The following is a 15,312-nucleotide window of genomic DNA, read 5'->3' as shown; positions in this document are numbered from 1 at the left end:
CTATCTCAAGAAGCTTTATCAAGTGCTTTCTCAATAAACGCACTCTACAAAACTATTGTTGACCCAGTACTTGTGCAGGTTCTATTTTTGCAGCCTGCCACGCAGGGTAAATAGTAGCGATAATACTCATCACAAATGCAACACTGGTAATGATGTAAACATCATTTAGCTTAAGTTGGCTAGGCAAATAATCAATAAAGTAGACATCGCCCGATAAGAAGTGAACACCGAATAGCTGTTCTAACGCAACAATAATATCGGTTAAATTCAACGCTAAGTAACACCCTAGGGCTGCTCCAGTTAACGCGCCAACAATGCCATTCGTTGTGCCCTGCATGATAAAGATGGTCATAATTTGGCGATGGCTTGCGCCCATAGTTTTTAAGATAGCGATATCCCCTTGCTTATCTTTGACCACCATAATCAAGGTAGAAACAATATTAAAACTGGCAACGGCGATGACTAACATCATCACAATAAACATCACAGTGCGTACCAGTTGAATATCATTAAATAAGTGACCTTGGCTATAAGTCCAGTCATAAATATAAACGTAATGATCAAAGTTATAAGCCAATTCCTTAGCAATGCGCCGAGCATTAAATACTTCTGTCACTTTTACTCTTATACCCTGTGCACTTTCTGCTGGAGTTCCACTAAGTTCTGCCGCTAGTGGCAAGGCAATGTAAGCCAGTGAATCGTCTATCATTCCGCCAAAACGAAAAATGGCGCCAACCGTTAAGCTCAACCTTTTTGGTGCTTTAAACTGCTGATTAATTTGCTTATTTACTTGGTGATTATTGTCAGTTTGCGGCAATAGTGCAGTAATAGTGTCACCTACACTTACCCCCAGTTTATTCGCAATACCTGCGCCGATAACAATCTGCTTAGATAATGACTTATTAGCGGTCGCCGAGCTCTCTATTCCTGTGGTGTTTGAGCTAAGCTCAGGTAGCCACTGGCCTTGGATAACATAATCGGCAATATTGCTGACCTTTAGCTCTAAGTCTCGATCAACACCGCGAATTTCCACCGCCTTTAATGCTGATTTATGTTGCAGCATGCCGGTTAATTTAGTGACAGGGGCAGCTGCAATAACGTGCGGCTGTTGCTCTAATTTTCTCAGTTTATTTTGCCAGTTAGGTATCGGCTCATTAACCGCTATCAACTCGGCATGTGGCACTATTGATAACAATTTATCAGCAAGGACCTTTTCAAAGCCGTTCATTGCTGAGAGCACGACAATTAACACCATAACGCCAACGGCTATACCCAGCGTTGATGCTGCCGATATAAACTTAGCAAAGCCGCGACCTTGACGATGTCTTATATAGCGTAAGCCAACAAATAAACTTAAAGGCTGAAACACAGTTAATTTAGCTCCACTTGCGTTAATATCTCATCAGCAGGCATTACTGAGGCTAATTTTCCATGATCTAAACGCAGCTGCCGATCCATCTTTGCCGCCAATGTTAAATCATGAGTAACTACCACAAAGCTAATATTTAGTGACGCATTTAGCGTTTTAATTAATTGATAAATTTGCCCAGCCGTATCAAAGTCAAGGTTACCCGTTGGCTCGTCTGCTAGTATGAGTGCAGGCTCGGTAACTAGGGCTCGTGCAATTGCCACTCGCTGACGTTCGCCACCAGATAAAGCAGCTGGTCGGTGCGATATGCGGTGTGACAGCCCCACTTTTTCCAACATTTTTGTCGCCTTTTGCTTAGCTAACTTTGCACTTTCGCCAGCAATTAATAATGGCATTGCCACATTTTCAAGCGCAGTAAACTCCATCATTAAATGATGAAATTGATAGATAAAGCCAATATGTTGATTACGAAACTTTGCTTTTTGTTGATCAGATAAACTAAATATATCGGTACCTTTAATTAATACCCGACCACTGGTTGGGTTATCTAATGCACCAGCTAAATGCAAAAACGTACTTTTGCCACAACCAGAGCTGCCAACAATCGCAAGTAGCTCACCGGTTTTAACCTCAAGTGATAAACCTTGAAGCACAGAAGTTACATTACTGCCTTGTTGATAAGACTTTGACAAATCAATACATTGTAAAACATTACTCATTTCTTAATACCTCTGCTGGCAAGGTTTGTGCTGCACGATAGGCCGGGTATAGCGTGGCAAGAAAACTCATGGAAAATGCCCCGATGACAATAATAAACACATCCAGCCATTGTAACTGTATCGGTAAAATTTGATTGGTATAGCCAACGCCAAAAACATTAATATTAAACAGCGCCAGTAATGGATTTAGGCCAAAGGTAAGCGCTAACCCGGCGAGCAAACCTAATGTAACGCCCCAAGCACCATTGACCATGCCTTGGGTAATAAAAATTTGTAAAATGCCAGACCGAGTCATCCCCATGGTTTGCAAAATACTAATTTCTCCTTGTTTATCGTTTACCACCATCACCAGCGCCGACACAATATTAAAAGCCGCAACCGCCACTATTAAGCTTAACATCAGCCACATCATGTTTTTTTCCATTTTGACTGCTGAAAACAAGGCTCCTTGACTATGCTGCCAAGTGGTTACATCACTGTTGGGCAATATTGACTCAATTGTAGGTACTAACGTTTTGGCATCGAATGCATCATTAAGGTAAAGACGAATAAAGTGCTTATCTTGTTGGTTTTTCCTCATTAATTTATTGGCATCTTGGCTGTGAATGTAAATCACTGAATCATCGATTTGCGAGCCTAAATTAAATAAACCAACCACGGTAAATACCCGCTGCATGGGAATACGCCCCATTGGGGTAAAGATGGTACGATTAGGTACAACTAACCGAATATCATCTCCTAACGAAATGGCCAGCTTTTGCGCTAAAGCTTGACCAATCACCGCTCGATAACCGCCAGCAGTCAGCTGGTCAAAACCGCCAGCCACAAAATGCTGCCTAAGTATTGTTTGATGCTCATAGCTCGGCGTTACCCCCTGAATTAACACACCTGCAAGTCCATTAACTGATTGCACCAAGGCTTCTGTTTGTTCAAATGGGGTGACATTATTCACTTCAGGAATGGCGAGTAATGACGTTTGTGCATCGGCTAGCGGCTTATCTGTTTCAACAAGGATGTGTGGCACTATGCCCAGCACCCGTTTTTTAAGCTCACCTTCAAAGCCATTCATTACCGAAACAACCGTAATTAACGAAGCGACGCCAAGCAAGATACCAACAATCGAGAAAAAGGTAATAAATGAGACAAAGCCAGTACGGCTTCGGCTTTGACTATATCGATAGCCAATAAAACAATTAACGGACTGAAACATTACGCAGGCCAATATCTAACATAAGCGGTGCTGAGGTATTGATAATAAGAGAAAATTTACGCGAAAGCATAGCATAAGACATTACACGGGCACTAGAGCGTGTTGGCTAAATTAATACATTGATAAACTAGCATAAAGTGTATCAGTATGTGCCATCAGGTTAAGCAACTAACTTATTATGATTTCTTCCACAATTTAATTACCTAAGTGCAGGTAATAGCGACAGTAAAATTATAAAACCACTCGAAAGTTTCAGTTAAATAATGAATACTTAGCAAATACTTACATTACGGGGCTAGTCTATGACCGCTGATGATCAGCAAAGCAAATTGCAGCAATTTGAAGAATTTTTTTCAATTGAACATCAATTTAATATTAACCTTACTGCAATTGATGCCAGCAAAAATGTTAGCCATGAGCAATTTTTAGCATCGATGCCACTACCGTTTAAGATGGCCAGCGAAATAAAAACACTCGACCAAGCAGCATTAAGACCGATACAAAGTTTAAGTGGAGTCGCCGCCCAGTTAACCGACTTTTTAAACCATCAAGCCCATAAAATTGACTTACTTGTAGGTTATATTCTTAGCCAACAAGACGATGAAACTATGCGCTATCAAGGCGTTAAGTTTGGTGGCGGCGGCGTCATTTTCACTAGCGACAAAACATTTGAATTGGGTCAACGTTTTGAAATGAAGATATTTTTGCTAGAGGAAAATTGTGCGGTATTTTGTATTGGCGAGCTAGTAGAAAGCGACGCGTTAGAGACAGGAGGCTTTCATCACAAAGTTATTTTTGAGCACATTCGAGAGCAAGATCAAGAAACACTGGTACGCCATAGTTTGCACCAGCAATCAAGGCAGTTACAGTCGCTTGCTCAAAAACGCCGAGAGCAACAAGAAAAAACTTAACGAATAACACAAAAAAGGAGCTTTTAGCTCCTTTTTCATTTAACTCTCTCTTTTACTAACCTAGATTTTATTAACCTAACGACTTGTACAGCGTTTACACGCAAATTCGGTTAAGGGTGTTATCTACTTCACTAGCCGTTTGCTTTTGCTGCTCAGCATGTGCAGCAACACTTGAAAGGCCAGCGGTAATTTCTTGGCTAAGTTCAACAACCATCGTCATACTATCGCTGATTGATGACGTTGATAATCGCTGTTCATCCGTTCCGCTAGCAATTTGAGAGGTTAAATTATCAACATCGGCAAAGGCGTCACCTACTTTATCTAAAGCAACAACCACTTGCTGAGAGTGACTTAAACTTTCTTGAGTTAACTCTTGTCCACGGCTAATAGCACTAACGGCATTATTCGATTTTGCTTGTAACCCTTCAACCATTGATTGAATTTCTACTGTCGACTCTTGAGTGCGATGTGCCAATGCTCTAACTTCGTCAGCAACTACAGCAAAGCCCCGACCTTGTTCACCGGCTCGGGCAGCTTCTATTGCAGCGTTTAACGCTAATAAATTGGTTTGTTCTGCTATGCCGCGGATCACATCAAGCACTGTGCCTATACGTGAACACTCTTCCTGTAATAAGGCTAAGTCATTCGCCATGCTATTAACTTCTTGAGCGACTGATTCAATGGTAATTTGGCTAGTATTTGACGACGATGTGCCTTGTGCCAATATTTCCATCACTTTACTGGTTGTTTCACTTACCTGTTCAGCACTGTCTGATAATACACTTGAGGTTTGCGCCACTTGTTGAATCGCTTGCGCCATTTGAGCTATCTGATTAGAAGACTCATCGACCGCATTAACTGACTCCCCCATTTGAAGCGCTAATTGACTTGAACCTTGACTTAATACTTCTGATTCAGCGCGCAATTCTTCAACCACGCTACCTAAGTCGGCAATAAAGTCACTTAACTCATTGGTGATTAACGCTAGATCATCTTTACGTTTATCTTGCAGCGGTCCTTCTGGCGCTTGTTCGGTGCTAATCACTAGCTGCAAATATTGATTTAACTTTTCTAGGCGAGAGGTTAATTCAATTTGCGAATAAAAATATCCAGCAACTAACTGAGCGATTACCATCACTAACATCAATCCTGCTACCGCAGTACCTGAGAGTTCACCGCCAACTAGCAGGCCAATAACAACAAATACCACACCGAGAATTGCAGTAGGTAGCAGTAACTTAATATTGAGCTTTTCAAACATCTTAACTATCCGTTTTAATTATTATTTCAGGCTTTGCCTGTCGTTAAATAGTTATTAACTGATGTAAAATTACCTATAAATGAGTTATTTTGCTATTAGAAATTACTTAAAACGTTAGAAAATCGCTGATTGTATGAATATCACTCAAATTTTTATTTCAATTATTATCCTCGGTATTATCGTAGGCGCAGTCTTGTTATTAAAACAATCGGCCAAGAAATTTCATTTAACCGATGAGCAATTAAAGAAAGTCAACGAGCGTAAAAAACAGCTAGAGGCCGAAGAACAAAAAGACGATTAAACCCAGCCGTTAGCGAGGATATTAATTACGATAAATAGTTTGAATCAGGTGAAAGCCAAAGCGGGTTTTAACTGGGCCATGAATTTTAAGCACTTCTTTTTTAAATACCACATCATCAAATGCTTTCACCATTTGACCACGGCGGAACTCACCTAGATCGCCCCCTTTTTTAGCTGATGGACAAATAGAATACTTTTTTGCCAATTTGCCAAAATCAGCCCCGTTATCTAGCTGTTGTTTTAGCTTTTCCGCCAAAATTTTATCTTTCACTAATATATGACGCGCACAAGCCGTTGCCATAAAATTTTACCTTAATAAAAATTATTTAAACCATTTTACTCAAATCAACGTAAATTCTCATACTTATTCAACCACTTTAGTAAAATTGCTGTGCTAGAATGCGGCAAATCTTAACCGGAAAATAATACTTATATGGCTTCTATCGATCATTTATTTCAAAATAATAGCCAATGGGCTGAGCGTATTAAAAAAGAAGATCCTGAGTTCTTCAAAAATTTATCAGAACAGCAGTCTCCTGAATACTTGTGGATTGGTTGCTCTGATTCTCGTGTACCAGCTAATGAATTATTAGGCATGGCGCCAGGAGAAGTTTTTGTTCATCGTAATATTGCCAATCAGGTCGTTCACAGTGACTTAAACTGTTTATCGGTAATGCAATATGCAGTAGAAGTATTAAAAGTAAAACACATTATTGTCTGTGGTCATTACGGCTGTGGTGGTGTGATTGCGTCTATGGTTGACGAACCATTAGGTTTAATTGATAACTGGCTACGCCACATTAAAGACGTTTATCGTTTTCATCGAGAAAAATTAGATAGCGTTAGCGATATTCACGAACGTCGAAACTTATTATGTGAACTTAACGTTATTGAGCAAGTAGCCAATGTTGCTAACTCTTCAATTCTAAAAAATGCTTGGTCAAATAACCAAGACATTACGGTTCATGGCTTTGTATACAACCTGTCTGACGGTATTTTAAAAGATCTAAAAGTTTCAGTAGACGGCTTTGCTTAAGCCTTTCATTTGAACACTTGTAGTTTAAGATTATCTTCATTAAAAAACCGGCATTAGCCGGTTTTTTGTTACTTAACCTCGGGTTTCTTGTCTATTTTAGCAATTCTGTCTAATCACTCTATCTAACCACCCTGTCTAACCACCCTTTCTAACTAACAGGTAAATTATTCTTCAGAGCCATGTAATAAATCGGCAAATTGATTGAGCTTATCTAGTGCTAAGCCATGGATAGACTTTCTTGGGTAGCGCCCTGTGCGACTCATTTCACCCGCAGAAGTATTCATTAATAACTCCAAAGCTTGGTCGATACAATCTACCGCATAAATATGGAATTTTTTCGCCGCCACCGCTTCGATAACATCTTGATCTAGCATTAAATTAATCACGTTAGTGCGCGGAATAATCACGCCTTGTTTGCCGGTTAATCCTCGGTCTTTACACAGTCGATAAAAACCTTCAATTTTTTCATTAACCCCACCAATTGATTGCACTTCACCATGTTGGTTAATAGAACCTGTGATCGCTAACCCTTGATCAATTGGCAATAAGGTAATGGCTGAAATTAGCGCACAGAGCTCAGCCATTGACGCACTATCGCCATCTATATGACCATAAGATTGTTCAATAGCAAGGTTGGCAGAAATTGATACTGGAAAGTTTTGACCATATTTATGACCAATATAACCCGTTAGTAGCAGTACGCCTTTCGAGTGAATGGACTTACCAAGCTCCACTTCTCGTTCAATGTCAGTGACGCCTAGACTTCCTGCATAAACTGTTGCGGTAATACGAGCTGGTGTACCAAAAACACTATCACCAATTTCCAATACCGTAAGGCCATTTACTTTGCCCACTTGTTTGTCATCAGTACTGATCAGTACTTGACGTTCTTTAATTTCAGATAGCCAAGTCTCACTTAAACGCCCTGTTCTTCGCTGTTTTGCCGCCATTGCTAATTTAATAAATTCGGCAGTTAAGCTACTTTCCAAGCTTTGTTTTTTCCACCAATACACCGCTTCATCTAATAAATCATTAACTTGGACAATATTGGCTGACAGTTTATGTTGATGTTCAGCGCGACGCAACGCATAGCGCACTAGCTCAACAATTGCTTCATCAAGTACCACAGGGTAATTTTGCTTTAGCGCGCGGCGGCGAATTAAATTGGCATAAGCTTTAAGGCTGGGTAAATCGTTATCAAGGTAGCGATCAAAATCTGCCAACACCCTAAATAATTCAGTAAACTCCTGATCATATTCTTGCAAGGTATAGTAAATATCTGAATCGCCTAGCAGAATAACTTTAACCGCTAACGGAATTTTTTCTGGTTGTAGACTATAGCTACCACCAAGTCCAAGCTCGGATGCTGGGTTTTCAATTGAAATTTCTTGAGTTTTTAACGCTAACTTTAATCTAGACCACACCAATGGCTGAGACATAACCTTTTCAGCATCTAAGATAATATAACCACCGTTCGCTTTGTGTAGCGCGCCAGCACGAATGTGGCGGTAGCTAGTGTATGGCGCTCCCTGAAACGACGAAATATCTATATGCCCAAACAAGTTTTGAAACGTTGGATTTTGCTCATAGACCACAGGTGCACCGTCGCCTAGTTTCCGCTCAACTAATAAATTAGGTAAAAACTGTTCTTCAAGTAACTTACGGTTATCTTTGTCATTACTATTTTCGTTGCTTTCATCAGCGAGAATTTCTAGTACGGTATCAACAACATGGACTTTCAGTTTCGATAAGTATTTTAGGACACCTAAATTGCTAGCAAATTCATGCTCCATTTCCTTGATTAAAGGACGAATGCTTTGCTCTGCCGTGTCATAACGTAACTTACGCAATTTTACCGATGATTCACGTTTCCAAAGAGGCAGTTCAAGGAGTTGCTCAGATAATAAATTTTCAAGCGATGACAATAACTGATAAAACTCGCTGCGCTGGGTTTCGGTGAGATTAGCAAAATCTTTATCTTTAACTGGCAAGCCATTAACTAACGGCGAAAAACCAATTTCACCCGCTTCTTCCACCAAGGCAACACCATGGTTAAGTGCCTTTTGCTCTACATTCGCAATAGCATCGTCATATTTGGTATTAAATTCACGATCGATTGCCGCTTTTTGGCGTTGATAGCCCGGGTTGTCGAATATTTCGGGAAATAAAGACAGCAACTCATCAATAAAAGTATTAATGCGTGTAAGTAACTGCTTACCATCACCAGGACTAACATACAGCTTAAACGGCGCATGATTATTATCAAAGTTATTGATATAACACCACTCTGGCGGCGTTTCTTTGTCTGTTGCTAATGCCGTCAACATTTGCTGAATCAAGGTTTGACGACCGGTGCCATGTTCGCCCATGGCAAAGACATTAAAGCCAATAGCCTCCATCGACAAACCAAATTCCAAGGCTTCTTTTGCCCGTTCATGACCAATAAAGGGTTGGCGTTCAATTGCCTCTTCTGATGCATGACGAAACATGGACTCAGCAAGTTTGGCGGTGAGTTGATAGGGTTTTAGCAGGCAGTTAACGGCTGATGAACTCATGCAGATACTCTAATGATTGATATTATTATTCTTTCACTGATAGCGTCAGTGTAGCGCGTAAACTTAAGTGATAGCAAAGGCTAAATCACTCAGTTTACCATAAGTTTATAGGGGTAAGCGGGTAAAACTGTTATGCCCACAATGCGTGCAATCACTCACTTGAGAAAAGTGCGATATCGTTAGCAGCTCTCCACATTCTCGACATTTTAATTGGCCAAAACCAATATAATCCCCGGTGTGATATACGCCTTGATGTTTAAAATCATCAGGTAATTCCGCCCATTCTATTTGCGTAGTATCTGCAGCTTTCGCCACAGTATCCCACCAAGTTTCATTCAATAAACCTAAATATACAGAATGTTCAGATTCTTGCTGCCACTGGTCAATAAAGTCAGCTAAATCATAACGAAAGTTATCGATAAACTGACGCATACGTTCTTCCGACAAATTTTCTGCAGCTTTGACCAATAACTTTGCTTGCTCAACAATATCAACCAACTCGGTAATTTCATGGTCTTTAACATCATTTAACCAAGTATTAAGCTTGGAATACACTTCATCTAACTGTGTTTTTTCTGCCATCATTTTTTCCTCAAATCTTATACCAATTTAATGCAATTGGTATTACTGATCTTGTCAGTATAGCAAGCACACTAATACCACTAAATTTAGCAACAACAATTCGAATTTCCGATATGACGGTCAAAATCATCAATTTATTGCCAAGATTTGTCGCCTAAGCAGGGAATAAACTTGTTGTTCAGTTATTAGATAAGGTATTCTATGCCGATATTTTATTTGTCATAAGCGCCTAAAAAGCCCTACAGCATAATTTACTGCCAAATTATTGCCAAACCAAGCTACTAGCGCGACAACCACGTCTTAGTATTTGAGAATTAGTTGATGGAATCCACATACAATCCCCAATCGATTGAGTCAGAAGTTCAGCAGTTCTGGACTGAAAACAACACATTTAAAGCGCAAGAAAAGCCAGGCCAAGAAAAGTTTTATTGTTTATCAATGTTCCCTTACCCAAGTGGTCGCTTACATATGGGTCACGTGCGTAATTACAGCTTGGGTGATGTGATTTCACGCTATCAACGTATGCAAGGTAAAAACGTCATGCAACCTATGGGTTGGGATGCGTTTGGTTTACCAGCCGAAAATGCTGCCATTAAAAATAATTCAGCTCCGGCAAAATGGACTTACGAAAACATCGATTATATGCGTAACCAATTAAAATCTTTAGGTTTTGGTTATGACTGGGATCGCGAATTAGCAACCTGTAAAAAAGATTACTACCGTTGGGAACAATGGTTCTTCACTAAGCTATATGAAAAAGGCTTAGTGTATAAGAAAAACGCTACAGTAAACTGGGATCCTGTTGACCAAACGGTATTAGCTAACGAGCAAGTTATTGATGGTCGCGGCTGGCGCTCAGGCGCAGTAGTTGAGCGCAAAGAAATTCCACAGTGGTTTATAAAAATTACTGATTATGCAGAAGAGTTACTTAACGATTTAGATCAGCTAGAAGGCTGGCCTGAGCAAGTTAAAACCATGCAGCGCAACTGGATTGGCCGCTCTGAAGGCGTTGAAATGACATTTGCTATCGAAGGTAGCGATGAGTCATTTGATATTTATACCACGCGCCCTGATACCATCATGGGTGTTACTTACGTGGCATTAGCCGCTCAACATCCGTTATCAGTAAAGGCTGCAGAAAATAATCCTGAACTTGCTGCGTTTATCACTGAATGTAAAGAAAGCAAACTATCAGAAGCTGATATGGCTACTGTTGAAAAGAAAGGTGTTGATACTGGCTTAAAAGCCATTCACCCGTTAACGGGCGAAACAGTTCCGGTATGGGCAGCAAACTTTGTATTAATGGATTACGGCTCAGGCGCGGTAATGTCAGTACCGGGTCACGATCAACGTGACTATGAATTTGCCACTAAATACGGCCTAAGCATTAAGCAAGTGATCACAGCAGCTGAAGGTGATGATATTAACCAAGCGGCAATCACTGAAAAGAATACACTAATTAATTCAGGCGAATTTGATGGTTTAGATTTTGACGCGGCATTTAGCGCAGTGGCAGAAAAATTAACTGCAATTGGCAAAGGTAAGGTTACAGTTAATTACCGCTTACGTGACTGGGGTGTTTCACGCCAACGTTACTGGGGCGCACCAATTCCAATGATCAATTTAGCTAATGGTGAGTCAGTACCAGTTCCTGAAGATCAATTACCGGTTGAATTACCAGAAGACGTGGTAATGAACGGTGTTACCTCGCCAATTAAAGATGATCCTGAGTGGGCTAAAACTACCTACAATGGCGAAGCAGCATTTCGTGAAACCGACACCTTCGATACCTTTATGGAATCTTCTTGGTATTACGCTCGTTACTGTTCACCAGAAAGCGATACTGAAATGTTAGATCCAGAAAAAGCAAATTATTGGTTACCTGTTGATCAATACATTGGTGGTATCGAACATGCGATTTTACATTTATTGTATGCCCGCTTCTTCCACAAGTTATTACGTGATGTAGGTTTAGTTAAATCAGACGAACCCTTCAAGAGCTTACTATGTCAGGGCATGGTATTAGCGGATACTTATTACCGCGAAGCCGACAATGGTGGTCAAGAGTGGATTTCACCAACAGATGTTGAAGTTGAACGCGATGAAAAAGGCAAAATTACCGCGGCGAAAAGTAAGCTAGATGGTAAACCAGTAATTTCAGCTGGTATGAGCAAAATGTCGAAATCGAAAAATAACGGTATCGACCCGCAATCAGTTATTGAACAATTTGGTGCTGATACTGTACGTTTATTTATCATGTTTACTTCACCACCAGAGCAAACTTTAGAATGGTCTGACTCAGGTGTAGAAGGTGCTCACCGTTTCTTAAAACGTGTATGGAAGTTAGCCGCTGACTTTGCAGAAAAGCAAGGCGAAATCGATACAAGCCAAGTTAACTTTACTAGCAACCACAAAGCCTTACGCCGTGAATTGCATAAAACAATTGCTAAAGTAAGTGATGATATTGGTCGTCGTAACACCTTTAATACCGCAATTGCTGCAATTATGGAGTTAATGAACCATTTAGCGAAAGCGGAACTTGAAAGCAACGAAGACTTAGTGGTAATGCAAGAAGCCGTGCGTGCAGTGATCTTAATGCTAGCGCCAATTGTTCCGCACTTAAGCCACAAGCTTTGGTTAGAGGTTGGTGATGGTTCTATCGTTGAACAAGCACTTTGGCCAACGGTTGATGAGTCTGCACTTGTTGAAGATGAAAAGCTGATCATTGTTCAAGTGAACGGCAAATTACGCGCTAAAGTCACGGTTGCCGCTGATGCTAGCCAAGATGATGTTCAAGCATTAGCCATGTCTGAAGAAAACGTGTCAAAGTTTGTTGAAGGTGCAACCATACGTAAGGTTATTTATGTACCAGGCAAGTTATTAAATATTGTTGCCAACTAACAAAGCGTAACTAAAGCAAAAGTTGAGTAGTGATAAACTGCTCAACTTTTTAACCTTTATTATTAACGTTACTTTTTAGCTTGAGCACATTAGCTTTTCATTAGAATTAAAAACATCATTAAAGGAAGTTCAATGCAAGTTTCACTTAAACTAAGTTTCATTATTGCGTTAGTTATACTGCTTAACGCTTGTGGCTTTAGGTTACGTGGTGACTCATTGCTGTCTCCTGAACTTCAAACCCTTTATATCAGCTCTGTTGACCAGCATGGAGAGTTAACTCGCCTAGTTAAACAACATTTAACGAACAACCAAGTTACCATTGTTAAAACGCCGCGAGTTGAGTTACCTGAATTAAGAATTTTAAAAGACAAACTTAATCGCCGGACACTGTCTGTATTCCCAAACGGTCAAGTGGCCGAATATGAGCTCATTTACACCGTTAAATATCAATTAAGAATTGCTAACCAAGAGCCCCAAGAATTCAGCTTTGATCTGTATCGCGACTATCAAGACGATCCCGATAGAGCACTTGCCAAAAGTCGTGAACTTTCTTTACTACTCAATGAAATGAGAAGAGTAGCTGCCGATAAGATTTTACGCGATATGGCGAGTATCCAAACCAATAGCTAATTGGTAAGGTGATAAATTATGCGTATCTATCACAACCAATTAATTCAAACGTTAAACCAACAGCTTGCACCAGTATGGCTTATTTTTGGCGATGAGCCTTGGCAAAAAAATGACAGCCTGTATCAAGTTAAAAATGCAGCGCAGGCGCAAGGCTATGAGGAAGTTATCCGGTTTACTGTTGACGATAAGTTTAGTTGGGATGAGTTAACCAACGAATATAACGCCCTAAGTTTATTTGCTAGTCAGCGCATTATCGAGTTGGAATTTTTATCTACTAAAGTGAATGATGCTGGCGCTAAAGTGTTGCAAACCATTTGTGATGCGCCCAACCCTGATACTCTGCTACTATGCCACGGCGATAAATTAGATAGCGCCACCACCAACAAAAAGTGGTTTAAAAGCCTATCTAACCTTGGTATTTACTTGCCGATTTACGACCTTGATGCCAAAGGGTTACGCTTGTGGCTAAACCGCCAAGTTAAGCAATATCAGTTGTCTTTAGAGCCCGCTTCAATAGATTTAATGCTGAGTTTATTTGAAGGTAATGTTTTAGCACTTGACCAAGAACTGCAAAAACTGACGATCTTATTCGGCCACCAGCCAGTGCCGTTTGATGTGTTATCCGACATTGTTATCAATCAAGCAAAATTTAACCCGTTTGCCTTAATTGATAACTTATTATTAGGCAATACCAGTAAATGTTTGTTAATTCTTGATCAGATGCAACAAGAAGGCGTGCCATTTGCCAAAGTTTTGTGGTTTTTAAATAAAGAGCTTACTCAACTCAAACAAATGCATGCGCTGCTACAAAGCAACATACCGATAAATGAAGTGTTTAAAACCTTTAAAGTATGGGATAAACGCAAGCCACTTTATCAACATGTACTTAGTAAAAGTAATTTAAAAAACACGCTGATTGCACTTAACCGTATTGCCGATGTTGATTTGATCAGCAAAACATCTTCGGAGTTTAACCCGTTTCAACTGTTGGCAGATATTTGCATTTGCGTCTATCACGGTGAACAGCTAGCACCACTTAGTTTGGCTTATAATTTATAGAAATAAACCCAAAGAAATGAGCCAGTAGAAATGAACAACTTAAGAGTAGGCAATGGCTAAGCAATATCAGGTATTATTTGGCGGCACATTTGATCCCTTTCATTGTGGTCATTTAGCAATTGCTCAACATGTAGCAGCCACATTAAACTTGGAAAAAATCACCTTGTTGCCCGCCAATATTCCACCGCATAAAACGGCAGCTAAGGTAAATAGTCATCACCGTTTAGCCATGCTTAACGCCTTGGCAAAAACTCATCAGCTATTTAATGTTGATGATAGAGAGTTACTTCGCGAAAAACCAAGTTACACCGTTGAAACCTTACAAAAGTTAAAAGCGGAACAGCCTGAGCGGAATATCAACTTTATTATTGGCATGGACTCACTATTAAGCTTTACAAAGTGGGTTCAATGGCAAGAGATTCTGGCTAACGCCAATTTACTGGTGTGTACTCGCCCTAACTATAATTTAGCACAGCAGAGCAAAGAACTTGATGCGCAACTGAGTCAATATATAAGCCGCCAAATAACCGAACTCAATCACTTTGATTTATCATCACCTAATCAGGTTTTATTGTTACCAGCTATTAACATCGATATTTCTTCCACCGAAATCCGTGAGTTTCTGGCTAACAAGCACAAATCTAGCGACCCCCACTGCAAAATAAAACGCCAGCTTCCCGCTGAAATTTTACAATACCTTGAACAACACCAGTTATACCGCAATTAAATTTAACAAAGCTGACATTGCAATAGTTAACGCTGCCAATAAATAATGGTAA

The 15,312-nt window shown here is 40.1% G+C and carries 14 protein-coding genes; 7 read left to right on the top strand and 7 right to left on the bottom strand.

The features are described from left to right. Positions 1 to 52: 52 nt before the first annotated feature. The 3 genes from lolE to ACOB82_RS00340 are packed head-to-tail and all read right to left on the bottom strand — an operon-like array spanning position 53 to position 3,298. Positions 53 to 1,369, bottom strand: coding sequence for a lipoprotein-releasing ABC transporter permease subunit LolE (gene lolE, locus ACOB82_RS00350; RefSeq protein ID WP_448210917.1), 1,317 nt, complete (start codon positions 1,367 to 1,369; stop codon positions 53 to 55). Between the two features lie 2 nt (positions 1,370 to 1,371). Then, a complete protein-coding gene (gene lolD, locus ACOB82_RS00345) occupies positions 1,372 to 2,088 on the bottom strand; it encodes a lipoprotein-releasing ABC transporter ATP-binding protein LolD (protein ID WP_448210916.1) in 717 nt (238 codons plus the stop codon). Then, entirely contained in the window at positions 2,081 to 3,298 is a 1,218-nt protein-coding gene (locus tag ACOB82_RS00340) for a lipoprotein-releasing ABC transporter permease subunit (protein WP_448210915.1), read from the bottom strand. Before ACOB82_RS00340 ends, lolD begins: the two co-directional genes overlap by 8 nt. A 302-nt stretch (positions 3,299 to 3,600) precedes the next feature. Between ACOB82_RS00340 and ACOB82_RS00335 the strand changes: the two genes are divergently transcribed. Further along, on the top strand, positions 3,601 to 4,209 hold the full coding sequence (locus tag ACOB82_RS00335; RefSeq protein WP_448210914.1) for a PilZ domain-containing protein: 609 nt from the start codon (positions 3,601 to 3,603) through the stop codon (positions 4,207 to 4,209). 94 nt (positions 4,210 to 4,303) lie between these two features. On the opposite strand, the gene ACOB82_RS00330 is transcribed toward ACOB82_RS00335, so the two are convergent. Beyond that, positions 4,304 to 5,470: a methyl-accepting chemotaxis protein gene (locus tag ACOB82_RS00330; RefSeq protein ID WP_448210913.1), complete on the bottom strand. Its 1,167-nt coding sequence runs from the start codon at positions 5,468 to 5,470 to the stop codon at positions 4,304 to 4,306. A 133-nt stretch (positions 5,471 to 5,603) separates the two neighbouring features. On the opposite strand from ACOB82_RS00330, the gene ACOB82_RS00325 reads away from it, so the two are divergent. After that, positions 5,604 to 5,771: a DUF2897 family protein gene (locus ACOB82_RS00325; protein ID WP_448210912.1), complete on the top strand. Its 168-nt coding sequence runs from the start codon at positions 5,604 to 5,606 to the stop codon at positions 5,769 to 5,771. Positions 5,772 to 5,792: 21 nt separating this feature from the next. On the opposite strand, the gene ppiC is transcribed toward ACOB82_RS00325, so the two are convergent. Then, on the bottom strand, positions 5,793 to 6,071 hold the full coding sequence (ppiC, locus tag ACOB82_RS00320; protein WP_448210911.1) for a peptidylprolyl isomerase PpiC: 279 nt from the start codon (positions 6,069 to 6,071) through the stop codon (positions 5,793 to 5,795). 132 nt (positions 6,072 to 6,203) lie between these two features. On the opposite strand from ppiC, the gene can reads away from it, so the two are divergent. Then, positions 6,204 to 6,806, top strand: a complete 603-nt coding sequence (gene can / locus ACOB82_RS00315) for a carbonate dehydratase (RefSeq protein WP_448210910.1) — start codon at positions 6,204 to 6,206, stop codon at positions 6,804 to 6,806. A 164-nt stretch (positions 6,807 to 6,970) separates the two neighbouring features. Here can and ACOB82_RS00310 read toward each other — a convergent pair whose 3' ends face one another. Then, positions 6,971 to 9,361 carry a Lon protease family protein gene (locus tag ACOB82_RS00310; protein WP_448210909.1) on the bottom strand — a complete coding sequence of 797 codons (2,391 nt, stop codon included), beginning with the start codon at positions 9,359 to 9,361 and terminating at the stop codon, positions 6,971 to 6,973. A 105-nt stretch (positions 9,362 to 9,466) separates the two neighbouring features. Beyond that, positions 9,467 to 9,943 (bottom strand): zinc ribbon-containing protein, encoded by a 477-nt coding sequence (locus ACOB82_RS00305; RefSeq protein ID WP_448210908.1) that lies wholly within the window; start codon positions 9,941 to 9,943, stop codon positions 9,467 to 9,469. Positions 9,944 to 10,264: 321 nt separating this feature from the next. On the opposite strand from ACOB82_RS00305, the gene leuS reads away from it, so the two are divergent. The 4 genes from leuS (at position 10,265) to nadD (ending at position 15,260) form a co-directional block, all read left to right on the top strand. After that, positions 10,265 to 12,844, top strand: coding sequence for a leucine--tRNA ligase (leuS, locus tag ACOB82_RS00300; protein WP_448210907.1), 2,580 nt, complete (start codon positions 10,265 to 10,267; stop codon positions 12,842 to 12,844). 132 nt (positions 12,845 to 12,976) lie between these two features. Then, positions 12,977 to 13,474, top strand: a complete 498-nt coding sequence (locus tag ACOB82_RS00295; RefSeq protein WP_448210906.1) for an LPS-assembly lipoprotein LptE — start codon at positions 12,977 to 12,979, stop codon at positions 13,472 to 13,474. A gap of 18 nt (positions 13,475 to 13,492) precedes the next feature. Beyond that, positions 13,493 to 14,533, top strand: a complete 1,041-nt coding sequence (gene holA, locus ACOB82_RS00290) for a DNA polymerase III subunit delta (protein ID WP_448210905.1) — start codon at positions 13,493 to 13,495, stop codon at positions 14,531 to 14,533. Positions 14,534 to 14,585: 52 nt separating this feature from the next. Next, positions 14,586 to 15,260 carry a nicotinate-nucleotide adenylyltransferase gene (nadD, locus tag ACOB82_RS00285; protein ID WP_448210904.1) on the top strand — a complete coding sequence of 225 codons (675 nt, stop codon included), beginning with the start codon at positions 14,586 to 14,588 and terminating at the stop codon, positions 15,258 to 15,260. Positions 15,261 to 15,312 lie beyond the last annotated feature (52 nt).

The sequence above is a fragment of the Colwellia sp. MEBiC06753 genome, assembly GCF_053470325.1.
This window is presented reverse-complemented; position numbering and strand designations above follow the sequence as displayed.